The organism is Sphingobacterium sp. JUb20, assembly GCF_004342035.1.
In the GTDB taxonomy this organism is placed as follows: domain Bacteria; phylum Bacteroidota; class Bacteroidia; order Sphingobacteriales; family Sphingobacteriaceae; genus Sphingobacterium; species Sphingobacterium anhuiense.
Genome location: NZ_SLYV01000006.1, coordinates 67,585 through 93,973, shown reverse-complemented (window position 1 = coordinate 93,973; position 26,389 = coordinate 67,585). Strand labels below are relative to the sequence as shown.

Genomic DNA, 26,389 nt, shown 5'->3' with positions numbered 1-26,389 from the left:
TCCATTGTATTTTAATATGACTTAACTGATTAAAGTAAAATCGATTTGACGTTTGTCAAGATCAACCTTTTTAACTTTGATCTGTACTTCGTCACCTAATTGATATTTCTTTTTCTTGCGTTGACCTATGATTGCAAAGTTCTTTTCGTCTAATACATAAAAGTCGTCGTTAATGTCTCGTAATCTAACCATACCTTCGCATTTGTTGGTTTCAATTTCTACGTACATACCCCATTCAGTTACACCAGAGATAATTCCTGTATATTCAGTCCCGATTTGTTCCTGTAAAAATTCAGCTTGTTTATATTTAATTGAAGCACGTTCGGCTTCTGCTGCCTTCTTCTCCATTTGTGAAGTGTGTTCACACATTTTTTCATAATGATCGGCATTGATTTTATCACCTCCACTTAAATAGTATGCTAATAATCTATGTACCATTACATCAGGATATCGGCGAATAGGTGAAGTGAAGTGCGTATAATAATCAAATGAAAGACCATAGTGACTTGTTCCTTTTGTCGTATAGATCGCTTTTGCCATCGAACGAATCGCCAAGGATGTTAACATATTTTGCTCTTTACTGCCTTCAATTTTAGTCATTAAAGCATTGAGAGATTTTGCAGTTTCTTTGTCAGATTTGATCGTTAACTTATGCCCGAACCGAGCAGCAAATTGAGAAAATGTAGTTAATGTCTCTGGATTCGGGACATCGTGAAAACGATAAACAAATGGTAATTTATTTTTTCCTTTTCCCTGTTTCCCAATATATTCAGCAACTTTTCTATTGGCTAAAAGCATGAAATCTTCAATGAGTTTATGCGCATCTTTTCTTACTTTGGTATAGACCCCCGTTGGTTTACCGTTCTCATCCAACGTGAATTTTACTTCTTCACTTTCAAATGCAATTGCACCATTTTTAAATTTGCGCTCACGAAGAATATAAGCAAGTTCATTTAGTTTTAGTATCTCTGAAGAAAAATCTCCTGTTTTTGTTTCAATAACTTCTTGAGCTTCTTCGTAAGAAAAGCGTCGATCAGAATGAATGATAGTTCTTCCAAACCATTGCTCTACAACATTTGCCTTTTCATCAAGCTCAAAGACCGCTGAGAAACAAAGTTTATCCTCATGTGGTCGTAATGAACATACACCATTGGAAAGTCGCTCTGGAAGCATGGGGATTACCCTATCGACAAGATATACTGAAGTACCTCTTTCGTATGCTTCTTTGTCCAGTTCAGTCTCTGGAATAACATAGTGCGAAACATCGGCAATATGGACTCCGATTTCATAATTCCCATTTTCTAATTGCTGAAAAGAAATTGCATCATCGAAATCTTTTGCATCAGCAGGATCAATTGTAAATGTGGTGATTGCCCTAAAATCCCTGCGTTTTGCAATTTCTTCCTTAGAGCAGGTCTCTGGTAAAGCATTTGCCTCTTCTTCAACTTTTTTAGGAAACTTTAATGGAAATCCGTAGTCTGCCAATATAGCATTCATTTCCGTGTTGTTTTCTCCTTTTTTACCTAAAATAGTCTTGACTTTGCCAATCGGATTTTTTGCACCTTGTGGCCAGTCAATAATAGAGACTACCACCTTTTCTCCATCCTTAGCACCCTCAAGATTATCAAGCGGTATAAAAATATCATGCAACATCTTTCTATCGTCTGCAATAAAGAATGCGAAGTTTTGAGAAAGATTGATAATACCTGTGAAATCTGTTTTTGCACGCTGTATAATTTCAACAACTTCTCCTTCTTTTTTACGGCCTCTGCTCTTCTCAAAAGTATGTACTTTAACAATATCTCCATGCAGTGCTTGACGTAATTTCCTAGGCGCCACAAAGATATCATTCTCAAATTCGTCTTGAGGTATAATATAAGCCGATCCTTCAGCAGTCATATCGACTTTTCCAGTCACGTAAACTTTAAGTTGACGAAGTTTGAATTTACCCTTTTCAACCTCTAAAAAAGGGCTGTTTCTTGGATGGTCAGTCAGAATGTTGGCGATTGCTATTTTTGAATCTGAATCGTGAACGTTCAGCTTTGATGCGACTTGTTTATAGTTGAGTGGCTTGTTGTTTGACTTCTCGAAGATGTCGATGATGAGCTGTGTTAAAACCTCTTGGTACGGGTTTTCTTTTTTTGTCGTCATACGTTTTTATTTACTTTTATCGTGTTGTAAGTGGGGGAGAAGGCTACTGTAGTTTGCAATATAATACCATTGCTATTTAGGCTATTCCCGATGTCTTATCACATACAATATACAAATATTAATCCGAAATTGTGGATATATAAATGTTCTTTGTTTTGGTTATAGAATTAAGTGTATATTTAATTCTATTTAGCTTATTTAATATTTTGATAAACAGTGTATTAAATATTAAATAGCTTAATGAGTCATTATTTGTAATGTTGATAAACAATATACTTTCAGGTTCTGCTCGATTTTTAATATTTTGCTAAATGTGTTTTTATCAAATTCTTATTTATTAAAATTTAATAAAATAATCTGTGTCAATTAGTTAGGTTTTTTTTCGCTAAATTTTAGTTGACGATAAGAAAGGACTTTAGCATCAGGATTGATGAGAAGCACGTGCAAAGTAAAGGTTTTCAGAAATGTTGGTACCTTCCTTCTTATTCAGTGAAATTTTGTTTTTGATTATTTTTCCTGACATTGATCACAAAGACCCAGTGCATTTATCGCTACAGCTTCAAGTTTGTAACCTTCCGGAATGTTGAAATTTGGAAGTGTGATTTCATCCATGCAAAATACGGAGTTACAGTTTCTACAGATAAAGTGCACATGTTGGTCATGATGATTGTGCTCGGAGCAGTTGGTCGAACAGAGGGCGTAAGTAGCTGTACCATTTAAATCAAAAATTTTATGCAATATTCCCTTCTCCTCAAATGAAGCTAACACGCGATAGAGGGTGACACGATCAATTTCTTTACCGATTAATTTTTCGAGCTCTGGTTGTGAAATGGCTGATTTCTTAGTCGATATAACTTCTAAAGTTCGCAGTCTAGGCTGTGTAACCTTAAGCTGATATTGTTTTAGTAAAGTTGTAAAATCGACACGCTCATGTACTGTTTTTTCCTGTTGTTGCTCTTTACTCATAATACAAAAATACATCATTATTCTAATATAAAAAAACGGTCAGAAACAAGTTATTCATACTCGTTTCTGACCGTTTCTTTAAAGTCGTTTTATATCGATTTTATTTTCCTGCCGCCTTCGCGTGGTCAGCCAAGAAAGTAGCAAGGCCACTATCTGTTAATGGGTGTTTTAATAAGGCTGTGATTGCAGATAAAGGACCCGTCATCACATCAGCTCCAATCTTAGCACAACCTAAAATGTGCGCACTGTTACGTACCGAAGCCGCTAAGATCTGTGTTGGGAAACTGTAGTTATCATAGATTAAACGGATCTCTTCGATAAGTCCTAAACCATCTGTAGAAATATCATCTAAACGACCAATGAAAGGTGAAACATAAGTAGCTCCAGCTTTTGCAGCTAGGAGTGCCTGACCTGCAGAGAAAACCAAAGTACAGTTTGTTTTGATTCCTTTTTTGCTGAAATATTTAATTGCCTTGATACCATCTTTGATCATAGGAACTTTAACAACAATCTTGTCATCTAACTTTGCAAGTGCTTCTCCTTCTTTGATCATTTCTTCGTAGTTCGTAGAAATTACCTCCGCACTTACATCGCCATCTACGATAGCACAGATCGCTTTGTAATGATTGATTACATTCTCGTCACCACTGATTCCTTCTTTAGCCATTAAACTTGGGTTTGTTGTTACCCCGTCTAATACACCTAAATCTTGTGCTTCTTTGATTTGTTCTAAGTTTGCTGTGTCAATAAAAAATTTCATCTTGTATTGAATTGATTGTTAATTGTTTGGTTTATTTACCATTAAGTGGCAAAGTTATCGATTAAAATTCACTAATCTTGTGCAGAAATGAAATTACTGCACAAATATTGCTTAGTCATTACTGTTCATTTTAGATCATTCCTTTCATTTACTTCTATTATTCATTGATATGCAGATATTTCGTTCGCTTCAGTATCCAAATTTTAGATTACATATAATTGGCCAGGCAATCTCATTGATGGGCACATGGATGCAACGTGTTGCTATAAGTTGGTTAGTATATAAGTTAACAGATTCTGTTTTCTGGTTAGGTTTTGTATCTTTCATCTCCCTGCTTCCTTCTTTGGTATTATCTCCCTTTATTGGAAGCTTTGTAGATAAACATAAAAAGTATAAGCTTGTTTTTATTACACAAATAGGTCTAATGATTCAAGCAGGAATCTTAACACTTTTAGTGTACCTGAAGATGGAAACAGTATTGTGGTTGTCTATTTTGGGATTTGCACAAGGAGTGATCAACGCTTTCGATGTGTTGGGAAGACAATCGTTGATGGTACATCTAGTAGATAATAGAAAAGATCTGCCTAATGCAATAGCACTAAATTCTTCTATATTTAATGCCGCGCGTATGGTTGGTCCGGCTATTGGTGGTATATTATTGAGTACATACGGTGAAATGATGTGTTTCAGCAGTAATTTTCTGAGTTTTATCCCTGTTTTGATTACTTTATGGATGATGAATGTCACAGAAAGTACAGCAAGCTTAAGCAAAGGAAGTAATTGGCAGGGCTTGGTCGAAGGGTTTTACTATTTGAAACGATCGCCCCATATTTTTTCGCTTATTATAGTGATGACTTTTTCTAGCTTATTAGTAATTCCATATACTTCTTTATTACCTGCGGTAGCAAAAGAAATGTTTAATGGCGATGCAGGTACATTTTCATGGTTTGAAAGTGCAGCTGGTCTTGGGGCAATGATAGGAGCGATTAATATGGCACGGCTAAAATCAGGAACTAATATGCGCTATCAAGTAATGGGCGCAGCACTGTTAATGGGAGCTGCCTTGTTTTTACTCGGGCATTCATCTGTTTTAGTTCTTGCTCTTTTATATACGGCGATCGTTTCTTTCGCTATGATGATGCAGAACTCCAGTATTAATACGTATATACAGACGCATGCGATGCCGATCTATAGAGCACGAGCAATTTCTTATTATGTAATGGCATTTCAAGGTATTTTCCCTATAGGTAGTTTGCTTATAGGGGCTCTAGCAAGCTATTTCGGATTACGTAGTGTCTTATATTTTATGGGTGGAGCAGGTGTTTTGATTGCTTTATCTTATTATCTATATTTACGTTTGCATATTCATAAAAGGCTCTTTAAGTTTTAACTTTCTCTTGAGTAATTTAAGCGTTTTCTTTTTGTAATCAATCACTGCGCCATAAGGAGCTAAAATATCTCCTCCGATCACTCCAATCACAGGACGTAGATTCATCTGTTCGTAAGCATAGTTAATAGAACTGAGGTCAAGAACTGCAGCCCTATAATTTTTTATTTTCCAATCATGGATTTTAAAAAGAGGAATATGAATCAAAAAACTTTCCATGTTATTCGTGCCCAAACCTGTTGAAAGCGTATCGGTACTTTCTAATTGGAATTGGTCTGTGTGAATTTTTTCTAATTGGTTTTTATCAAAAACAGTCTTTGAAGCTCCAGTATCTAAAACCATTAAATGGGTAGTTTCGTATAAAGTGACCTCTATTAAAATATGAGTGCCTTGCTCCTGTAATTGTAAAATCTGTAAGGGGATGATTGCCATATTCCAAACATAGAAAAAATATGTGCTTCATGAAAGTTAAAGTATCTTTATTTAGATATATTAATGCACTTGATCTAAAGTTTGCCGTAAAGCGGTAGGATTATTTAAATTTTTAAACTGCGTTGGTGTTAAACCTGTGTTTTTTTTGAATTGATTGCTGAGATATGCGGTGCTTGAATAATTAAGTTTTTCAGCGATTTCAGCTAATGAAAGTTCATCGTAAATTAATAACTCCTTAATATATTCTATTTTTTGGAAGATTGCATATTTTTCAATACTGATACTTGCTACAGAAGAGAAGAGGGCACTTAAAGAGCTGTATTCAACATGTAAATGATCACTTAATATATCTGATAAATTTTTATTCAGATAGTTATAAGGATAGCGTGTATAATCGATGATCAGCAATTTTATTTTTTCAATAAGACGCGTGTTTTTATCATCGATTAATTCAAAACCAATAGCATGCAGATTTTCCTTCACTTTCTTTCGTTGTTCAGGCTGTAGTGAATGGTCCAACGTAACAACACCTAGTTGTAGATCATGATAAGGGATATGCAACTCTTTAAATATATTTTCTACAGCCATCTTACATCTATTGCAGACCATATTTTTAATAAAGAGTTGCATATTATTTTTATAAAACGTTAATATCTTTTAGTACATTATTCATGTTTCGAACAGCATCAGCACTTTTGTGTAGTTTTTGCTTTTCCTCTTCCGAAAGCTTCAAAGGTACAATTTTATCCCATCCATTTTTATTGATGATGACTGGAACACCTAAATTGATATCCGATAATCCAAATTCTCCATCCAAAAATACACTTGCTGTGAAAAGCTTATTTTGATTTCTAACGATACTTTCAACGACAGCTGCAGTAGCTGCCCCAGGAGCATACCATGCAGAGGTTCCGATTAAGGATGTCAAAGTTGCACCGCCTACCATTGTTTTCTGAATAATTTCTTCTTGCTCCTCCTCTGTTAAAAAATCAGTTACAGGAATACTATTCCATGTGGCATGTTTGATCAGAGGAATCATGGTCGTATCGCCGTGACCGCCGACAACAATTGCATTAAGGTCACTTGCAGAAGCGTTTAATTTTTGACTTAGCTGATATTTAAATCGTGCAGAATCCAATGTTCCCCCCATACCTATGATTCTATTTTTTGGAAGACCAGAGCTTTTTAATGCCAAATATGTCATGGTATCCATTGGATTTGAAACAATAATAATAATGACCTCAGGAGAATGTTTTATCAAATTATCAACTACTGTTTTAACAATATTTGCATTAGTGCCGATTAGTTCTTCTCTGGTCATGCCCGGTTTTCTAGGAATTCCTGAAGTGATAACTGCAACAGTGGAGCCTGCGGTTGCACTATAATCATTCGTTACACCTATTATTTTTGAGTCGAATCCCAATAAAGCAGCAGTCTGTGACATATCTTGTGCCTTACCTTCAGCAAACCCTTCCTTGATATCTAAAAGGATGATTTCTTCAGCAACCTCTCTTCTGATTAAATTATCTGCAGTTGTCGCTCCAACTGCTCCTGCACCAACTATTGTAACTTTCATAAGCCTTTTAATTTTGGTCCTTAGACATTAATTTTTCTTTGAATTTACTCAATAAATAGTAGGAAAGCAATTAAGTTGTATAAAAAATGACAGGAAATAAAAAGGAGAACTTTCGTTCTCCTTTTTATTAAAATGGATAGCCAATAGCTAGATTAAACATTAAATTGTCCTTGCGCCATCTGCTACTTCCTAAATCAATATCTTTCAAGACCCAACGCTCTCCTTTATCCAAATATGGAATACGGAATGGAATAGCAAAATCTGTTCTTAATATAAGAAAAGTAAAGTCAAATCTTAAACCTAAACCGCCACCGACAGCTAATTCAGTCAAGAAATCTTTGCTAAATTTTGCTCCGGGCTTTTCATCATCTGTGTTTTGTAGCCACACATTACCAGCATCAATAAATGCCGCCCAATGGACAAAACCAGCCAATTTAGCACGATATTCTGTACTCATTTCCAATTTTATATCTCCAGTTTGATCAGCATAGAATTTATTGGTCCCAATGTTTTGAGGTTTTAAAGTTCCTGGACCAATTGCTCGAGCAGCAAAAGCGCGAATACTGTTTGGACCACCCACATAATACTGTTTTAGATAGGGTAAAGCACGGGAGTTACCATAAGAGTAACTTAGACCTAAACTGACTCGCGATGCTAATTGTGAATTTTCACTTAGTTTTAAATAATGTCTACCATCACCACTTGCCTTAATATATTGAGAAAAATAAGCGTTGAATAATTTAAATGTTTTACCCTCATTGTAGTTGGCACCTTTTATCAATCCCAATACATTACCAGATAAATCTAAATTTCCTTTAAAATAAAAGGTGTTTTTTAGATTTTTGTTCATCATATTGGATAAAGTAAAATTATAATTTGGACCAATAGTAAATTGTGGTTCTATAGCATGTTTTAGCGTTGGTACCGTATCCATCTGGGCTTTATACTCATCTGAAATACGGCTGGGCTGTACATATGTAATCTCTAATAATCCCAAATCATGTTGTTTCTCTTCAGATTCCTGCCAGATATAACCATAGTCTAGTTTTAGAGATCGTAATGTATATGCTCGAGTTCTATTTAAGAATTCAAATCCCGTTTTGATGTAGGTTTTTGGTATAAATCTACGACTGGGATTTATTTTGAAAGGCGAAAGAATACGGGGAAACGTTAAAGTAAGATCTGCACCATAGCGATAATAGCTTGAGTTTAGACTTACACTTCCACCGGTCTGTGTTTCGTATCCACCAAACACATTTAGACTTAACAGTTCGGCACCTCTAAAGGCATTGCGTAATTGCCAGTTCACATTAAGTTCGGATCCATTATATACCGAAGCCATTTTTCCTAACAATTCGAGACGAATAGATTTCTTAGGAAGAGGAGTAAGATAGTAATATACATCTAGTCCGTTTTTGACATCTTTACTATCAACGAAGTTGTTTTTAACAAATTTGAAGCTATTTAGATTTACAAGATGACTGATTGTTTTATTATGGGCACCGCGATTATAACGATCTCCTTTTTTAAAGAAGATATGGTTAGCTATAACGGGTTTTCTAAAGGTATTTTTTGGATCTATAAAGTAATATGAACTATCGAATAATTGCGCATTACGTGGAGCACGTTGATATCCTGTACCTTCGTCCGTATAATTTGGATAGATGTATATATTATTTATCTTGGATGGTGATTTAGCTATAACAGGTGTTTCAGGTTTAATAGTGACATATAAATTGACTTTATTATCTCCAATTGTACTATCTGCTTCCACCAATATATAGTCGGGACTGAAATAATAGTACCCAATATTTTTAAGTTCATTATCAATCCGATCTCGTTCATTCAGGATATCATCTAAACTATAATGCTTACCAACCTTTAAAAGAGACTTATCACGAGATAGGAGTATATCTCGGCCAAGCTGTATCGTACTGTCTACATTAAACGTAACAGATTTTATTTTATAAATCAGATTAGTCGTCGCAATATAGTGTATGGTCGCTTCTTTATCCTTAATTGTAGTGTCAGACTTTACCTCTGCATTAAAGAAACCAATATTTTCAAGTCGATTTCTTAACAGGTTTTCATTATATTCCCTATTTACATCACTCAATAAAACGGGTTCTTCACCCATTTTTTTTAGTTGTCTGCGAATGAAATTTTTTCCAACTGAATCACCAGCCATATTGTTGAAAGCTAGTTTGTAACGCCATCCAAAAAGTGTCTTATTGGGTTTGGGCATTAATACCTGTTCCAGATGAGTAGCTAAGGCCTTTTTATGTTCTTTGGAAATCGTATCCGATTCAATATCGACATGGCCATCCACATATAAGGACTGACCCTCTTTTAAATTTTTTGTGGTCGAACAAGAAGCAATGAAAAGCCCTATAAATACAACAAAAGCTATAAATTGATTGCTATTTTTCATTATTCTCCCTTTCTTCATTTCTAATCACTTTTTCTCCTATTGTATCTGTTTTCTGATTCGTTGAATCAGTCTTATTGCTTGGTTTGGTTTGCTGGATTTGTTTTCTATCCAAGTAACGTTCTTTATATTTCTTAGGATCGTTACGCATCATGCTATCTCGAATTGCAAAGCGGACGCTATCTCTGTAAACGGAGTCGGTTTCCATACGTTCTACGTCAAAACGTTTACGGAAATTTTTGCTTCGGGTATTATATTCATTTAATTTTTTAGAATTCATCCAAATTTCTCTGAATTTATTGTAGCTCATATTGATGATAAATCCAATACCTGTTTCAACATATTGGCCCTGAAGTGTTACTTGATATTGGTTTTTCCGATATACGCGAGCGAAATAGCGACCATCTTGAGACAGTTGATAATCTAGACTAATATCTCCGGCAATATTCGCAGCTTGCTCTCCAGGTCTTGAATTCCCTTCAACTTCAAAATTCGAACCTATAGTGATTTTCAAACGGTCGTTAAATAGCATTTTTGAAACACCAATATTTAAATCGGTACGTGTTTCCCCAACTCCAGTTGTAAAATCCTGCTCGGATTGTAAGTCAAAATCTAATTCCACTCCTTTAATTAAATCCGAAGCTAGTCGGTTTAACTGTGACGTTAGTAATGAACTCACACTATTACGAGCCATAGATTCGACACCGCCACCACCAGATAAACTTTCAAAAGGATTAGAAGCCAAAAAGCGTCCTAACACGATCAATGAGAAAACCTGCTTATTCATTTCAGAAGGGTCTGTTCGTATTTGTGAAAGGGCATTATTGACTTTACTCACCACATCTTGAGACGCAATGGCGTTATTTTCATCCAGATCAATATCAAAGCCTAGTTTAGGCTCGAATAACTTTTCTGTGATTAATAAATTGACATTAAATGGTACTCGCTGTTTGTATAGATTAGAGTTATCTGCACCAAGTTGAGTTTGTACCAATTCAAGGGTAGGGGCCTTGACTTTGTATACTGCAGTGATATCCATTCGCGCATCTAGAGGGTCTCCTGCCCATGTAATTGTACTTCCTTCTTTAAATAAGAACTCACGTTTCACAGGCCCAAAAGAAAACGAATAACTTCCTTTGTCCACCGTATAAGTTCCCGACATGGTGATTTTGTTACTCGCATCGATACCTGCATTTAATTCAGCTTCACCTTGGATGTTTAAGGCGTCCTGAGATCCTTCGTCAAGAATAACTTTGAATTTAGCATTCTTGTCAGTTTGAAGATTCAGCGTCACATCGATTCCTGTTAATTTTGTTGTTGTTAGTGAATCCAATTTTGCAAAAACATTTGCTCTTGTTGTATCACTTTTATCAACAAATTCTACGACACCTTTTCGCTCCACCATGCCAGGGTCATCATTTGGCATAATGAATACAAAATCAGTTTTATCTTGAACTTTGATATTTCCATCGACAACAGGTTTATCCAACGTGCCTCTTATACGTAGATCAGAAGAAACGTACATTTTACCAAAGAACAGATCATTATCCTCCCGAGTCGAATTCACAACTTCAAAGTTATCAGTCTTAAGATTCAAATTAAAGTCATAATCTGTATAGTTTTTAGTTAAAATGGTACCATTCAAATCACCAGTATTGCCTTTTTTATCTTTGATGTTGAAATTGGATAAAGAGATTCCCCTATTATCAAAACTAATTTTTTCGTTATCAATTAAGAACGCCGCATTAAGCATAGCAACATTAAATTCAGCACCATTAAAATTCAGATCACCGTTGATAACAGGTCTATCAGTCGTCCCGGATATTTTAAGCTCTCCTTGGACATCCCCTTTAGATTCTTTTAAGTACCCAAAGCTGAAAGCTTGAATAGTCTTCATTTTTAGAGGAGCAATGTTGAGCGTAGCATCAAAAGTAGCTTCTCCGGTTGGAGGACTTATAAACTCTCCGATTAAACTGACGTTATTACCATTTTCAGTAATACTGACATTGGCTGCATACGTGTTTTCTTTTTCATTATTAACTTTAATATTGACATTTCCAATTGTATCCGTCCCTAAGTAAAATTTATCAATTCCAATATCTGATACAAAGACAGGGTTACTTTCAAGGCGTGAAATCGTTGCTTGTCCATTAATACCACCACCAATATTCATGTCATCAGCAGCAATCATTTTACTGAGGGTCTCAATTCTGAAATTTTTAAAAAGTAGATCTATAGGTGAATTCAGAACACTATCCTGTGATTTAATTTCCAATAACTGCCCCTTGTTTTCCAGAATGAAATTATGAGCTTGAATACCCGCTTTACCAAAGGATAAAACATTCGTACTATCGACATTCCATTTGTCATAATTTAGCATTAATCCATCTTCTAGTAAGCTAAAAAGAAAGTTGCCACGATCTACTTTCATATGGGCACCTAAATGGTATTGTTCTTTATCTTTTTTGTCTTTAATCCAAACGCCAAAATCTAAGTTATTTTTAATGACTTTACCACTGAGTACCGTATTGATCAATTCGATGTTGCTAACTTTTATTTTGTTAATCAAAGCAGAATAATACATGGTGCTGTCAACTGTTGTCAGATCAAAAGTCACACTATTAATATCTGTGCCTGCATAAACAATTTTTGGTGCATCGAGCTTTGCCTGGATTAACTTGTTCTTACTATTAAACATACCATCAAGTGTGATGTCTTTCATTTCAGTCAGATCAGGTAAGAAGTCCTTTATAAATTTTGTTCTGGTCAACTGAGCAGAAAATTCAAATTGTTGATCTTCGTATTTTGGAATAGTTGCCGGAGCTCCAGGTTGATAATAAACGTGTGCAATGTCTTGTATTGCTGTACCAAGCTCCATTAATTTATATTTACCAACTAAATGGGCATTTAGAAAGGCAGATTTTAACATTAAAAGATTTGAGCTGCTATCCGAACGAGCGATAATTGAAATACTATCAAGAGTGTAGCGGTCATTATTGTATGCAATAGAAGAATTGATGATATGTGCTTCTCCATTCAGGAAATTAGGGTCTGCTGTTTCAAAATTTCCGACCATTTTGCCATGATAACGGAAGTCATCATCCATTAACTTTAAATTCTGTAAATTAATGCTATCGACCATCAGTTCAAAATCGACTTTCGGATATTTTGCATGCATATTAGCGTTAGCATTTAAATTGAATTTGACATTTGGATCAATACTATTAATTGAAGCTTCGATATCGCCTGCATTAGCATTCATATTCATATCGATATTCTGGTATTGATATCCTAAAGCATCCAGACGAATTAGTTTTCCGTCTACATTCGCTATCGCTTTTTTAGGGTCTAATCCATGGCCTTTTACATTGGCTTCAAATGATAAGATACCTAAAACAGAATCTTGTTTCAAAATTTTTCCGATGTCAAAGTCTTTAATAGATACGTAAGCATCGTATGTCGTATCACGCTTTGCCATATCAAATTTACCATTTACTTTAGCTGTTCCTTTTTCTGTCACTAAGGATAGGTTGGTATTGAATGATTGCATTCCACCTTTAAATGTTCCAGTAAGCCCTATTGCATTTGGAAGTTCAAGATTTTTAGGGAATAATGATTTTGCAACAAGTTGTTCAATATCAGATCGGCCAGTTGTGAATTTTTTGAGCGTAAGGTCAATAGACATCTTATCAACATCAGGAAGACCCTTGAGTCTAGCACTGGCAATTACTTTTGTATTCGATAATGTGCTGAAATCTAAGTGTGGGATATTGAGATCGTTCAGTTTTCCCATTACTTTTCCGTCAATATTGAATTTTTTATTCATGAGTGGATGCATGATCTCCATCGTATCCAAGAACGGAGCAAAGTAATAAATATCGCGCATATCAACATGACTCTTTTTAATGTTGGCATTGACAGTAAGCAATTCAGGTTTTTCCGATATAGCCTCTAAAGAAGGATAAGATATTTTAATATAATCTTGTAATAATGTTTTAGAAGTTGCAGCATACAGATTTTTGATCTCAGCACCTGTATTGGTATAGATAAAATCACCTTTTAGATTTTTAATTTCGAAACCGGAGTGATCTTTTGCTGTTAATGATTTTAGCGATCCGCTAATTGAATCTGCGCTATAATACAAATCAGTCATCGCAGTATTGATCGCAGGGATTTTAATATTGAAATAATCAAATCCTTTCATCCGTGCTTGATTGTCATCTTTATACCATACATTGGTATTATTGATGTTGATGTCCGAAACAGAAACAATCCAATTAACCTTGGATGGTGCTGATGCTGTTGTATTTTTATCTGCGGCTGGTTTAGTTATTTTTGCTATTTTATCAAAAAACACCTGTGAATCAGATCCTTCTAAATTAATCTTTTTTATTGAAACAATTTCCTTATTAAGATCAATACTATTGATATCCGCGTATAGCTTTTGAATGGCAAACCTTGTTCTCAGTTTTCCCGCTTTATCTTCATATCGAACATTAATATTTCGCAGGTCTGCCGTATTAATACCAATATCAGGTAATAAAGAAGTGGCAATTGCAGTGGAATCAGTAATTCCAAAATCTTCAACACTAGGGCCATCGCCTTCTTGGGTAGGATTCCATTGTGTGACTAATGCACTTAAGCCATCAATAGTAACTTTTGGCATATCAAATGCCATATTTTTTGTCAAGTCAAATTTCTTGATCCTGGTGTCAAAATGTTTCAAATAGACGTCAGCGCTCGTGCCAATTACGTCATCGGCATATACCACATGAAAACGATCAAAGATAACTTTGTCCATATTGAATACCATAGCAGAAGAAGTATCAGTTTTTGCTTTGGTACTTTCAGGACTCGCAAATGCTTTTATGATATAGTCAAAATTGAAACTGCTGTCAGGCATAGACCGGCGTATTTTTGCGGTAATGCCAGTAGCTTCCAGTTGCTGGATTTCTACTGTACTTTTTAGTAGTTTCATCATATTGATGTCCACTTTGATGGCCTCACCTGCTACTAATGTATCTCTAGATTGATCTTCCAGATAGATGTTCTCTAAAACAAGTTTTTTGGGAAATTCAATATTGATGCGACCAATATGAAAGGGCGTGCCAATTTTGCCCTCAACATAAGTGGCTACTTTTCCGGCAATAAAATTTTGCACGGAAGGAAGTCGAATCAAAAAAATAATGAGAAGTAAGAGTCCAATGACAGATCCAATAATCCATAAAAGGGTCTTTAATGCGATACGGCTAAATTTATTCAAAATATTTTTTAGTCTTTATATAAACCTTAATTTATTATTATAACGTAAAACAAGTGATTATGTTTATATCTTATTTACTATTTTACATTTAATTTTATTACAAAGAAGGATGGATATTCCAGTTTTTCTCCAAGAACTAAATATAGGGAGAAGTATTTGTAATGTTGTCGAAATTAATCAAAAATAGTGCCTTATTTCTAGTATACAACCTCTATTTTTAAGTTTGGCTTTTAGATTGGTTTTTTGCTTTTTTTCTACGTATATTCGAGATAATCAACATAAAACAAATGGAAAGAAAGAAATTTTTAAGCTCATTAGCGCTAGCGAGCGTTGGTGGAACAGTACTGACTTCATGTCTAAATACACAAAGTAATAATGAAACAACAATAACACAAGCCGGATTCAATGCCGGATTTATATTTCATAGCGTCTATTTCTGGTTAAAAGAAGGAATCACGGCAGAGGAAGATAAGGATTTTTTAAAGTTTTTTGACATTTTGAAAAAAGTGCCAGGAGTACAATCTTGCCATATCGGTAAACCCGCTAAAACTAATCCAAGACCAGTGGTCGATAATTCTTTTTCATATCATATCATGTTGACCTTTGAAAATCTGGAAGCAATTACAAAATATGAAGAACATCCAGATCATCTAGCTGGGATTGATCAATATAGTAAGTATTGGGTAAAAGTAGAAGTAAAAGATACGGTTATTAGCTAGTTCTTAATAAAAAGCATAATGTGAAAGAGAGGATCATAAGTGCTCTCTTTCATATGTCTATCATTTTACTTCAATACTCTGAGATGTATTTTGATTGTCTTGGTCATTATCATCTTTTTCTTGTCGTTCGACAGTTATTTTGCATTCTGTCAATAAAGCCGCCATAGCACCAACTGCTGCAAATATAGGGGCAAAGATGAGGCCTATAGCACCTACAGTAACAGGGAAACTCATGATTTCTTTTCCTGATTTATCGGATATGCTGATTTTCGTCACATTTCCATCCGCAATGAGTTCTTTAATCTTCTTTAGTAGATTTTCACCTGTAATCGAGAAAGTTTCTTTAATGCTCATAATGATTTGATTTTTAAAATGATGTCCAATAAATATAATCATTATTGTCCAAATAATTGGATAGAAATGTTAAAAGCGTTGCTCACGCTTAAACTGATTAAATCTGGATTTATTTTTACCATCAACTCGTGAAGCTACTGCCCATATTGCCGCGGGCAACCAACCGATAAGTGTGCATTGCAAAATCAAACATAAAATTCCAGAAAATATTTTCCCTCTTAAAAAAAAGGAAAGCCAAGGTAATAATACTGCTATTAAGATCATATCTTTTGTTTCTTTGTTTAGCCAAAGATAAATCCTACAATAATTTATTCACGTCTTTTTTAGGTAAACCTAGAAGAAGCATCGGCGAACATAGGTTATAAAAAGGTGAATAAATTCCTTCTTTCAATTGCTTACCTCATTTCGATGAGCTCACTTAACGTTTTTCCATCCCAGGTGTATTTCTTTTGACTTTTTGTTTCCTTGTAATTCGGCTCATCTAAATTGTCATCAATATTTTCGCCCTCAACTATTTTTTTATAGATCATAGTGGGATCACCTTTATGTTCGGAGGGGAATAGGATTGTTTCATCGTAATAGAATACCCCCGCATCAGAAACAGTCATTTTGCTTGGGAAATGAATCAATTCTTGACCAGTCCATGCAAAATAGTAATATTGGGTAGCGATTCCACATGCCTCACCTAAAAAAGCAGAACGATGAATATTTTTAATGTTTTTTAATCCCATTCCTCCTAAGATCTTAGTCTCGGTACCAGTTTGATCATTTACCTCAGCTTGATATGAAGCGCGCGCAATAACTTTTTTTTCTCGATCAAAAACTTTGAGTTCGGCGTCATAATAAGATGGTGAATTTTCAGTAAAGGATCTGAATTTTTTAAAACCATAAATGAACTGTTCGCCCTCCTGGTTAAGTATGCTGTTGAGAGCTAGTAAACCTAACCATATAAAACCCTCTTTTTTGACATTGTCTTTTATAAAACTAATTTTATACCATGGCGCATAAAATCCTCTTATCGTACTTCCATTGTACCCCTCACTGTTAATAACAACCATTGCGCCCTCTTGTAGAGAATCGACCAACTTCGATTTAGTATCCGCATTTTCACGGACATATGCCACGTCAGCGAATACATAAGCTGTATCACCTTTCTGAAAATTCCATAAAGTGTATTCATCACTGACAGCATACGCTGCAGGTTGTTCCTGTGCACGAACCAATAAAAAGGTAATTGAAAATAGAAAGAGAAGTGCTTTTTTTTTCATGTTTTTAACAATCTAGTTTTTTTGTGTAAAATACTTATTTTGGAATGATCATAATCAATTAGATGACAAATTTGATTCCAATTAGGGATATGAATGCAATTATTTTTACACATCATTATAAATGAAAATATTGTTCAGTTCTATGCGTTTGAATTTTAATTGTTTATATCGTCTTTAAACGCACATATTTTTAATATAGGGTAGCATTGGCTATGGGGATGAAACGCTAAAATTTAAGAGGGCCAATTTTAATGAAAATTGGCCCTCTTAAATTTTTAATTCTGAAATGATTTAAGCAAGACTAGCTAAGCTATCTTCTAATATTTTAATTTTAGATTCAGCATCAGCTTTCTTGTTTTGTTCATTTTGAATAATTTCTGGCTTCGCATTTTGAACAAAACGCTCATTCGATAATTTTTTGTCTACAGAAACGAGAAATCCTTTTAAATAATCGATTTCTTTTGTGATTCTTTCACGTTCAGCGTCTACATCTATGTTTTCTTCAAGCGCAACATAACATTCTTCTTTGCCAGCTAAGAAACTAACTGCTCCAGCTACTTTTTCTTGAACAAAGGTTAGTTTTTCAATGTTAGCCAACTTGATAATACTTTCTTGATAGTTTGTAAAATCAATTTCTGTTGCATTGATAGCTAACGGTAAAGCAATTTTAGGTGAAATTTGCTTAGTATTACGGATATTTCGAACTTCAGAAATAATCTGCTGAACAAAAGTAAATTCCTTAATGATTTTTTGATCGATAGCGCCAACCGTTGGATACTCTGCAACAATGATACAATCTTTTGCATCGCGTTCTCCAAATAGTTCATCATGCCAAAGTTCCTCAGACAAGAAAGGCATAAAAGGATGAACCAATGTAAGTATACGTTTGAAAAATCCCTTTACCACTTCAAAAGTTTCCGTTTCAAGAGGAGTTTGATACGCAGGTTTTACAAGCTCTAAATACCAAGCACAGAAATCATCCCATACTAATTTGTAAGTAGACATCAGGGCATCGGATAGGCGATAATGATTAAAGTGATCTTCGATCTCAATTAAAGTAGCATTAAATTTGCTTTCAAACCATTTTGCCGCAGTTTTCTGAGCTTCAGTTGCAGGAGCATCTATAGTCTCTAAACCTTTAACTAAACGGAATGCATTCCATATTTTATTCGCAAAATTACGACCTTGCTCACAGTAAGAGACATCAAACATTAAGTCATTTCCAGCAGGCGAAGAAAGTAGCATACCTACGCGTACACCATCGGTGCCGTATTGAGCCATCAGTTCGATCGGATCAGGAGAATTTCCTAATGATTTGGACATTTTCCGGCCCAATTTATCACGAACGATACCTGTTAGATATACATTTTTGAAAGGAGCTTTACCCGTATATGCATGTCCCATGATCATCATACGCGCTACCCAGAAAAATAAAATTTCGGGAGCTGTTACTAAATCATTTGTAGGGTAGTAATAGTTGAATTCTTCATTTTCAGGGTTGCGAACCCCGTCGAATACCGACATAGGCCATAAACCAGACGAGAACCATGTATCGAGTACATCTTCCTCCTGACGGATCGCACCAGCAACTTTACCTTGAGATTTAAACTCTTGAATTGCCTCAGATTCAGTTTTTGCAACTACCCATTCGTTTTTTTCATTGTACCATGCCGGAATACGTTGACCCCACCATAGCTGACGAGAAATACACCAATCTTTTACATTTTCCATCCAATGCTTGTAGCTGGATGTAAACTTGTCTGGAATTAAATTTACTTCTCCGCTTACAACATAATCTAATGCAGGTTGAGCTAATTTATCCATTTTGCACCACCATTGCATGGAAAGTTTTGGTTCAATAGCAGCATCAGTACGCTCTGAAAAGCCTACTTGAGATTTATAATCTTCAATTTTTTCGATCTGATTGACTTCCTCTAAAAGTTTCGCAATTTTTTTACGAGCAATGAAGCGGTCTTCACCAACTAAAATTTGAGCATTGGCATTTAATGTTCCATCATCGTTTAATAAATCAATGATTTCTAAGTTATGTTTTTGACCTAAAGCATAATCATTCAAATCGTGAGCAGGAGTTACTTTAAGGCAACCTGTACCAAATTCTATATCCACGTATTCATCTTCGATGATTGGAATCTCACGATTTATTAATGGGATAATAACTGATTTACCTTTTAGGTGTGTATAGCGCTCATCATTAGGGTTAATACAGATAGCTGCATCGGCCATGATCGTCTCTGGACGAGTCGTAGCAATGATGATTTGTTCATTTGAATCCTTAATTTGATAACGGATGTAGTATAGTTTTTGGTTGACCTCTCTACGGATTACCTCTTCATCAGATAAAGCTGTTTTTCCCTGTGGATCCCAGTTTACCATACGGACACCACGGTAAATGTAACCTTCTTTATAGAACTTGATGAAGGTGTCAATCACTGATTCTGATAAATCAGCGTCCATTGTAAATTTTGTGCGTTCCCAATCACATGAGGCACCTAATTTCTCAAGTTGTTTTAAGATGATGCCACCATATTTCTCTTTCCATTCCCAAGCATGTTTTAAGAAATCTTCACGCGATAATGATTTTTTATCAATTCCCTGCTCTTTCAACATAGCGACAACCTTTGCTTCAGTTGCAATAGAGGCATGATCGGTTCCAGGGACCCAACAAGCATTTTTACCCTGCATACGTGCTCGACGAATCAATACATCTTGAATGGTATTGTTCAGCATATGTCCCATGTGCAATACACCGGTGACGTTCGGAGGAGGCATTACTATTGTGTACGGTTCACGCTCATCAGGTGTAGAACGGAAAAATCCGTTCTCCATCCAGTAGCTGTACCATTTGTCTTCAGCTTCTTTAGGATTGTAAGTTTTTGCTATACTCATGATAATTTTTTTTCAAAATCGTTTGCAAATTTAGCGAATTTAGTTGTTTTATAGAAGTTTAATATTGCTATTTCAAAAATTGGTTTACGACTCATTTATGCTTTTCATTGCGTATAAAACCACATTAGTAAGTATAAATATATAATTAAGAGTATATCTTAAATTTTATCAAGCTTTAATGTATTGATTATGATATTGTTGTAGTGTTGGTTTTGCAACCATTTCTACTGTAAAATTGAAATTGACCTTATGGTAATATTTTTATAACATAATCATAACATTTTAGACTATTATTACTGAAATAGCGTACATTTGCGTGTTTTACATAAATACTAAAAATGAATAGAATTGCCAATGAGTTAAAGGCCCTAACTCAGTACTTTTTATTTTGGCTCATCATATGTTTTATTGATCGATTGCTGTTTATAACAGCTTTTTTTGATAAAATTGGATCGAAAAATTTCTCAGAGATTTTCAAAATCTATTATCACGGCCTTAGTTTAGATTTTTCAGCAGTATCCTATATCTGTGCAGTTCCATTTCTTATCTACTGTATCTTATCTTTTTTACCGACTGTACATTATAAAAGAAAAATATTGGATGTGTACACCATCACTTTGCTCGTTATTTATTTTGTTGTTTCTTTTATTAATATCAATATTTATCGGGAATGGGGCGATAAAATTTCAAAGAGAGCAATTGATGCTTTTTTAGCATCACCATCTGGAGCCGTTGCTTCTGCCGAATCAACACCTGTATTCTTTCCAGTTTTTGGAATGATTGTCGGAATCGTTGTGGGCTATTTTTTATATCGTTGGATGTTCAAAAAAGTGCATTTTTATAATATTAAGTTGCCTTGGCAGAATGCTATTAAATTATTGATTGGAGCTATTTTGCTATTTACTTTTATAAGAGGAGGATATGGAAGAGCAACTTTAAATCCGAGCAAAGCTTATTTTTCTGAGCAAAGCTTTTATAATCATGCTGCGGTAAATACACAATGGGCACTGTTGCGGGATTATTTTGCGAAAAGTACCCGGTTAAAAAGTCCTTATCAGTTTTATAATGATGAAGCCCAGCTCCATTCGACTTTAAAACCTGCATTTAATGCAAATCCAGATTCATCCGTTTCTATATTGACTACGAAACGTCCCAACGTTGTTGTCATCATGTTAGAAAGTTTTGTTGGCGGTCTTATTGAATCAATGGGAGGAGAAAAAGGAATTACACCAAATTTTGAGAAATTAATTAATCAAGGCGTATTTTTTGATCACATTTATGCGGCCGCAGATCGATCTGATAAAGGAATGGTGGGAATATTCAGTGCCTTTCCGGCACAAGGCCCCGAAAGCATTATCAAGTATATCGATAAACATGAGAATTTGCCGGCCGTAGGTCAAGAATTAAGCAGTGCAGGTTACCATGGTTCATTTTATCATGGGGGTCAAAGTGAGTTTTACAATTTTAAATCGTACATGTTGATGCACGGTGTTTCGAAAGTTGTCGATAATGCAAACTTTGGTGTAGATGTTTCACGGGCTTCATGGGGTGTCTATGACCATATTGTATTAAAACGAATGCTACATGATTTTGATACCGAGAAAACCCCCTTCTTTTCAACAATTTTTACACTAATCAATCACGAACCCTTTAACTTGCCAGGGCGTTATAAATTTGGGACTAAATCAAATGCAGATAAATTTAGAAGCACAGCCTTCTATACAGATTCGATTGTTTATGATTTTATTAATCAAGCCAAAACCAAAAGCTGGTATAAAAATACCCTATTTGTTGTTGTAGCAGATCATGGACACCGGTTGCCTGCAGAGAAATGGGAGTTGTCTAACCCGCATCGTTTTCATATCCCACTATTATTTTTTGGCGATGTAATCAAACCCGAATTCAGAGGTAAAAAAATCGACCGTATCGGTAATCAGACCGATATGGTAGCTACATTGCTTCATCAATTAAATCTTCCGGCTACTCGATACCATTGGAGTCGCGACTTATTGAATCCAACCACACCTCAAATTGCGTTTTACAATTCTAAAGATGCTTTTGGTGTAATTACACCAGATCAAGTCGTGAGTTTTGATAATGTAGGGAAGATTATTAATTATAAACAGAATAGTGACTATTCTCCTGTAAAAACAGATAGTTTACTCAATATAGGAAAAGCTTATTACCAAGAAGTGTATAAAGAGTTTTTAAAATATTAGATAGAAAATATGATAAAGTTGAAAGGTTCATTTGCACCATATCTCGGTTTGCTGATTAGATTTCTCATACTGTTGTTAATTTATGCTTTTTTAAGACTGGGTTTTTATGGGATTAATTATGCTCTTTTTCCCCATGTAAATAGTGCTCAATTATTGTATATGTTATGGGGTGGGGTTAAATTTGATATCGTAGCGCTACTATATTTAAATATACTATATTTATTGATGCAGATTATTCCTGCACCATTCAAGTATAATACCTTATATCAAAAAATAGCAAAGTGGATTTTTATTATTACCAATTCAATCGGAATCGCTTTAAATTTAGTTGATTTTGCTTATTATCCATTTACCTTGAAACGAACTACAGGGACGGTATTTGATCAGTTTGCAAATGAAAAAAATTTAGGTTCCTTGGCTTTGGATTTTTGCCTTGACTACTGGTATCTTTTTATACTATTTGCGATATTGATTTATGCTTTAATTAAGCTATATGATCTCGTACAAGTGCAGCGTCCACTACTGTTTAGATGGCCTACATATAGCATTCAATCGGCTTGTTTTTTAATTGCTATTTTTCTGTTTATTGGAGGTGTTCGTGGAGGATGGGCGCATAGTACAAGGCCTATTACATTAAGTAATGCAGGAGATTATGTAACGAATCCAGAAGAGATGAATATTGTATTAAATACTCCTTTTAGTTTAATGAAGACGTTAAAAGCGGTTAATTTAAAACCTATTCATACGTATACCGAACAAGAGCTGACTACAATTTATAATCCTGTTCATTATCCTCAAAGTAAGGAGCCTTTTAAAAAAATGAATGTTGTCTTTCTAATTTTGGAAAGCTTTGCAAAAGAACATTTTGGAGAGTTAAATAAAGATATTCAAGGCGGACAGTATAAAGGATATACACCATTTTTGGATTCTTTAATCCGGGAAGGATATACTTTTGAACATACCTATGCTAACGGACGTAAATCAATTGATGCACTGCCTTCTGTTATAACAGGAATACCATCTGTAGGTGAACCATTTGTATTGTCGGTATATTCAGGTAATAAAACGACCAGTATTGCTAATTTGTTAGCAAATAAAGGTTATGAAACAGCATTTTTTCACGGTGCTCCAAATGGAAGTATGGGATTTTCTGCATATATGAAGTTAGCCGGTATTCAACATTATTATGGTAAAAATGAATACAATAACGATGCAGACTTTGACGGTATCTGGGGCATATGGGACGAACCGTTTATGCAATATATGGCTAATGAAATTAACTCCTTTAAACAGCCATTTTTTGCAAGCTTCTTTTCGCTTTCTTCTCACCACCCTTTTAAAGTACCCTCAAAATATGAAGGAGTTTTTCCAAAGGGACCTTTACCTGTTCAAGAACCTATAGGTTATACTGATAATGCACTGCGTCAATTTTTTAAAACTGCATCTTCTATGTCTTGGTATAAAAACACCTTGTTTGTTATCTGTGCAGATCATGCAACGGTAAGCGCATTGCCAGAATACCAGACTGCGGCCAATAGTTATGCGATTCCTATTATCCTTTACCATCCAGGAGGAGATTTAAAAGGTAGAAGTGATAAATTGGCGCAACAGATAGATATCATGCCTACAGTTTTAAATTATTTGAATTATGATAAACCATATTTTGCATTTGGTTTCGATGCATTAAATCCAACAAAGGAAAATTTTGTAGTCAACAATAATTCAGGAATATTTAATTTTTATTACAAAGATTATTTGCTGATCAACGATGGAATAAAAAATATTTCCCTCCACAATCTAAAAGAAGATCGGTTGATGAAACATGATTTATTGAAACAACCACCCCTAGTGCTAGATACCATGGAAACAAAATTTAAAGCTTTTGAACAGCAATATAATAACCGAATGATCGAAAATAAATTAATTTACGACGGTAAATAACTGGAATTATTAGGATTTATATTAAGCATTGCCCCACAAAGGTGATGCTTTTTGTATTTTTAAGATTAACAATACGATCACCCTAGCACGACATAAGAACGAGCCTGCAGGATGATAACAATGGCTATACCATCAGCCTAGCGCGACATAGGAATGAGCCTGCAAGTAGATAACATTGACTATACCATCAGCCTAGATCGACACAATGAATAGGTTATCTATGCACCTGCTATGCACAATATACACACAACAAATAGCCGAATGAGCTTATAGGATGACTATAGGTTGAAACTCATTTTGAAAAGTTTTAATACAAACTTTAGAAATAGGATAAATGATCGATGGAGATTACACGTTTGTGAAAGATTAAAATAACTAAAAAATATTTATTCGCTATTCGTTTTTTTATACGTCAATTTGTAATTTATTTGCCCATGAACTAAAGTAGTAATCCTTATCTTTGTATCATGTCTGAACACGCTATTTTGGAACAAGAAACAATTGTGGCATTAGCCACAGCAAGTGGTAATGGTGCTATCGCTGTAATACGTCTTTCTGGTAAAGATGCTATTGAAATAACCAACCAGGTATTTCGGGGTAAGAATTTGCTCAAGCAAGCTTCACATACTCTTCATTTCGGTACAGTACGAGATGGAGAAGAAATCATTGATGAGGTATTGGTCTCACTATTTGTAGGTCCGAATTCTTATACTAAAGAAAATGTAGTTGAGATCTCCACCCACAATTCTAAGTATATAATTGAACGTGTGATGAGTTTGCTTATTAAAAAAGGAGCACGAGCAGCTAAAGCAGGGGAATTCACATTACGTGCTTTTTTAAATGGGGGAATGGACCTTTCTCAAGCAGAAGCTGTTGCTGATTTGATTGCTTCAAATTCTGCTGCTTCCCATCAAATTGCGATGCAACAGATGAGAGGCGGATTTTCCAATCAGTTGAAAAAATTGAGAGATGATTTGATCCACTTTGCATCACTAATAGAATTGGAACTTGACTTTTCAGAAGAAGATGTAGAATTTGCGAACCGCGATCAATTGAAAAGTTTAATTAAACAAATTAATCAAGTGGTGAGTAAGTTGATTTCTTCATTTGAACAAGGTAATGTCTTGAAAAATGGTGTTCCAGTTGTAATTGCAGGTAAACCTAATGTCGGAAAATCTACTTTGTTGAATGCTTTATTGAATGAGGAGCGTGCCATTGTATCGGACATTGCGGGTACCACAAGAGATACGATTGAAGATGAAATAAATATCAAAGGAATTACTTTCCGATTTATTGATACTGCCGGTATTCGTGAAACTATCGATGTTATCGAGGCTAAAGGAGTAGAGCGTACACGAGAAAAAATGAAGCAGGCACGTTTAATCATTTATTTATTTGATCCTACACAAGACGAGGTGGTAGATATTGAGGCGCAGATTGCAGAAGTTGCAGTATTGAACATACCTTTTGTTACAATTATTAATAAAGCTGACTTGCTTACAGTAGAGCAGAAAAAGCAGTATGAGGTTTTAAAACCGCTATACATATCTGCAAAAGAACAAATAGGAGTAGAGGAGCTAAAAGATGAACTATTAAATCAAGTAAATCTATCTAACTTAAATACTGACGATGTCTTAGTAACCAATATCCGTCACGTAGAAGCTCTTCAGCATACACGAACATCCTTGGAACGCGTACTCAACGGAATTGACAACCCGGTTACATCTGATTTCTTAGCCATGGATATACGACAATCACTATATCATTTAGGCGAAATTACAGGTTCTGTTTCAACCGATGATTTGTTGGATAACATATTTTCGAAATTCTGTATCGGAAAATAATAATTGGAATGATTAACAATAAAAAAGCACTAACAGTCAGATTGTTAGTGTTTTTTTGTGATTAATGATTTGCTGAATAAAACTTCGTGTTTGCTATAGTGGGTAGTAGAACTCAAAAATTAGAATTGCCTCTGTTTTCTATTATTGACGTTTATTTTGTTCCGATCGAGCTGA

The 26,389-nt window shown here is 34.9% G+C and carries 17 protein-coding genes; 5 read left to right on the top strand and 12 right to left on the bottom strand.

Going from position 1 to position 26,389, the window contains the following annotated elements; genetic code table 11:
* Positions 1 to 21: 21 nt before the first annotated feature.
* The 3 genes from rnr to fsa all read right to left on the bottom strand — a co-directional run bounded on the left by rnr (position 22) and on the right by fsa (position 3,877).
* The gene (gene rnr / locus EDF66_RS11480) at positions 22 to 2,151 is read right to left on the bottom strand and encodes a ribonuclease R (RefSeq protein WP_132842781.1); all 2,130 of its coding nucleotides are present in this window, start codon (positions 2,149 to 2,151) and stop codon (positions 22 to 24) included.
* A 507-nt stretch (positions 2,152 to 2,658) separates the two neighbouring features.
* Complete coding sequence (locus EDF66_RS11475; RefSeq protein ID WP_132842779.1) at positions 2,659 to 3,117, bottom strand: Fur family transcriptional regulator; 459 nt, start codon at positions 3,115 to 3,117, stop codon at positions 2,659 to 2,661.
* A gap of 100 nt (positions 3,118 to 3,217) precedes the next feature.
* A complete protein-coding gene (gene fsa, locus EDF66_RS11470) occupies positions 3,218 to 3,877 on the bottom strand; it encodes a fructose-6-phosphate aldolase (RefSeq protein WP_021188478.1) in 660 nt (219 codons plus the stop codon).
* Between the two features lie 169 nt (positions 3,878 to 4,046).
* Between fsa and EDF66_RS11465 the strand changes: the two genes are divergently transcribed.
* Positions 4,047 to 5,267 (top strand): MFS transporter, encoded by a 1,221-nt coding sequence (locus EDF66_RS11465; RefSeq protein ID WP_021188477.1) that lies wholly within the window; start codon positions 4,047 to 4,049, stop codon positions 5,265 to 5,267.
* Here the strand turns inward: EDF66_RS11465 and EDF66_RS11460 are convergent.
* From EDF66_RS11460 to EDF66_RS11440, 5 genes are all read right to left on the bottom strand, one after another.
* Positions 5,229 to 5,696, bottom strand: coding sequence for an aspartyl protease family protein (locus EDF66_RS11460; protein ID WP_021188476.1), 468 nt, complete (start codon positions 5,694 to 5,696; stop codon positions 5,229 to 5,231). The two genes, EDF66_RS11465 and EDF66_RS11460, sit on opposite strands and share 39 nt — an antisense overlap.
* A gap of 60 nt (positions 5,697 to 5,756) precedes the next feature.
* The gene (locus EDF66_RS11455; protein WP_232789184.1) at positions 5,757 to 6,284 is read right to left on the bottom strand and encodes a helix-turn-helix domain-containing protein; all 528 of its coding nucleotides are present in this window, start codon (positions 6,282 to 6,284) and stop codon (positions 5,757 to 5,759) included.
* 49 nt (positions 6,285 to 6,333) lie between these two features.
* Positions 6,334 to 7,272, bottom strand: coding sequence for a malate dehydrogenase (locus tag EDF66_RS11450; protein ID WP_132770832.1), 939 nt, complete (start codon positions 7,270 to 7,272; stop codon positions 6,334 to 6,336).
* A 127-nt stretch (positions 7,273 to 7,399) separates the two neighbouring features.
* Complete coding sequence (locus tag EDF66_RS11445) at positions 7,400 to 9,703, bottom strand: BamA/TamA family outer membrane protein (protein WP_243656035.1); 2,304 nt, start codon at positions 9,701 to 9,703, stop codon at positions 7,400 to 7,402.
* Positions 9,693 to 14,963, bottom strand: a complete 5,271-nt coding sequence (locus EDF66_RS11440) for a translocation/assembly module TamB domain-containing protein (RefSeq protein WP_132842773.1) — start codon at positions 14,961 to 14,963, stop codon at positions 9,693 to 9,695. The genes EDF66_RS11445 and EDF66_RS11440 overlap by 11 nt, the downstream gene beginning before the upstream one ends.
* A 287-nt stretch (positions 14,964 to 15,250) precedes the next feature.
* Here EDF66_RS11440 and EDF66_RS11435 point away from each other — a divergent pair, with 287 nt between their 5' ends.
* A complete protein-coding gene (locus tag EDF66_RS11435; RefSeq protein ID WP_132770829.1) occupies positions 15,251 to 15,682 on the top strand; it encodes a Dabb family protein in 432 nt (143 codons plus the stop codon).
* A gap of 60 nt (positions 15,683 to 15,742) precedes the next feature.
* Here EDF66_RS11435 and EDF66_RS11430 read toward each other — a convergent pair whose 3' ends face one another.
* The 4 genes from EDF66_RS11430 to EDF66_RS11415 form a co-directional block, all read right to left on the bottom strand.
* The gene (locus tag EDF66_RS11430; RefSeq protein WP_037525171.1) at positions 15,743 to 16,036 is read right to left on the bottom strand and encodes a DUF4342 domain-containing protein; all 294 of its coding nucleotides are present in this window, start codon (positions 16,034 to 16,036) and stop codon (positions 15,743 to 15,745) included.
* 69 nt (positions 16,037 to 16,105) lie between these two features.
* Positions 16,106 to 16,300 carry a YqaE/Pmp3 family membrane protein gene (locus tag EDF66_RS11425; RefSeq protein ID WP_021188471.1) on the bottom strand — a complete coding sequence of 65 codons (195 nt, stop codon included), beginning with the start codon at positions 16,298 to 16,300 and terminating at the stop codon, positions 16,106 to 16,108.
* A 131-nt stretch (positions 16,301 to 16,431) separates the two neighbouring features.
* Positions 16,432 to 17,304: a hypothetical protein gene (locus tag EDF66_RS11420; RefSeq protein WP_132842771.1), complete on the bottom strand. Its 873-nt coding sequence runs from the start codon at positions 17,302 to 17,304 to the stop codon at positions 16,432 to 16,434.
* 291 nt (positions 17,305 to 17,595) lie between these two features.
* Positions 17,596 to 20,211 (bottom strand): valine--tRNA ligase, encoded by a 2,616-nt coding sequence (locus EDF66_RS11415; protein ID WP_132842769.1) that lies wholly within the window; start codon positions 20,209 to 20,211, stop codon positions 17,596 to 17,598.
* A gap of 338 nt (positions 20,212 to 20,549) precedes the next feature.
* Between EDF66_RS11415 and EDF66_RS11410 the strand changes: the two genes are divergently transcribed.
* The 3 genes from EDF66_RS11410 (at position 20,550) to mnmE (ending at position 26,215) form a co-directional block, all read left to right on the top strand.
* Positions 20,550 to 22,430: an LTA synthase family protein gene (locus EDF66_RS11410; protein ID WP_132842767.1), complete on the top strand. Its 1,881-nt coding sequence runs from the start codon at positions 20,550 to 20,552 to the stop codon at positions 22,428 to 22,430.
* Between the two features lie 9 nt (positions 22,431 to 22,439).
* Positions 22,440 to 24,371: an LTA synthase family protein gene (locus EDF66_RS11405; protein WP_132842765.1), complete on the top strand. Its 1,932-nt coding sequence runs from the start codon at positions 22,440 to 22,442 to the stop codon at positions 24,369 to 24,371.
* 467 nt (positions 24,372 to 24,838) lie between these two features.
* Entirely contained in the window at positions 24,839 to 26,215 is a 1,377-nt protein-coding gene (gene mnmE / locus EDF66_RS11400) for a tRNA uridine-5-carboxymethylaminomethyl(34) synthesis GTPase MnmE (RefSeq protein ID WP_021189022.1), read from the top strand.
* The last annotated feature ends 174 nt before the right edge of the window (positions 26,216 to 26,389 follow it).

Coding starts and splice junctions, on each gene's coding strand:
- EDF66_RS11445 (WP_243656035.1), bottom strand. CDS start 9,703: ATGAAAAATAGCAATCAATTTATAGCTTTTGTTGTATTTATAGGGCTT.
- EDF66_RS11405 (WP_132842765.1), top strand. CDS start 22,440: ATGATAAAGTTGAAAGGTTCATTTGCACCATATCTCGGTTTGCTGATT.
- EDF66_RS11465 (WP_021188477.1), top strand. CDS start 4,047: ATGCAGATATTTCGTTCGCTTCAGTATCCAAATTTTAGATTACATATA.
- EDF66_RS11435 (WP_132770829.1), top strand. CDS start 15,251: ATGGAAAGAAAGAAATTTTTAAGCTCATTAGCGCTAGCGAGCGTTGGT.
- EDF66_RS11425 (WP_021188471.1), bottom strand. CDS start 16,300: ATGATCTTAATAGCAGTATTATTACCTTGGCTTTCCTTTTTTTTAAGA.
- EDF66_RS11410 (WP_132842767.1), top strand. CDS start 20,550: ATGAATAGAATTGCCAATGAGTTAAAGGCCCTAACTCAGTACTTTTTA.
- EDF66_RS11460 (WP_021188476.1), bottom strand. CDS start 5,696: ATGGCAATCATCCCCTTACAGATTTTACAATTACAGGAGCAAGGCACT.
- mnmE (WP_021189022.1), top strand. CDS start 24,839: ATGTCTGAACACGCTATTTTGGAACAAGAAACAATTGTGGCATTAGCC.
- EDF66_RS11475 (WP_132842779.1), bottom strand. CDS start 3,117: ATGAGTAAAGAGCAACAACAGGAAAAAACAGTACATGAGCGTGTCGAT.
- fsa (WP_021188478.1), bottom strand. CDS start 3,877: ATGAAATTTTTTATTGACACAGCAAACTTAGAACAAATCAAAGAAGCA.
- EDF66_RS11430 (WP_037525171.1), bottom strand. CDS start 16,036: ATGAGCATTAAAGAAACTTTCTCGATTACAGGTGAAAATCTACTAAAG.
- rnr (WP_132842781.1), bottom strand. CDS start 2,151: ATGACGACAAAAAAAGAAAACCCGTACCAAGAGGTTTTAACACAGCTC.
- EDF66_RS11420 (WP_132842771.1), bottom strand. CDS start 17,304: ATGAAAAAAAAAGCACTTCTCTTTCTATTTTCAATTACCTTTTTATTG.
- EDF66_RS11415 (WP_132842769.1), bottom strand. CDS start 20,211: ATGAGTATAGCAAAAACTTACAATCCTAAAGAAGCTGAAGACAAATGG.
- EDF66_RS11455 (WP_232789184.1), bottom strand. CDS start 6,284: ATGGCTGTAGAAAATATATTTAAAGAGTTGCATATCCCTTATCATGAT.
- EDF66_RS11450 (WP_132770832.1), bottom strand. CDS start 7,272: ATGAAAGTTACAATAGTTGGTGCAGGAGCAGTTGGAGCGACAACTGCA.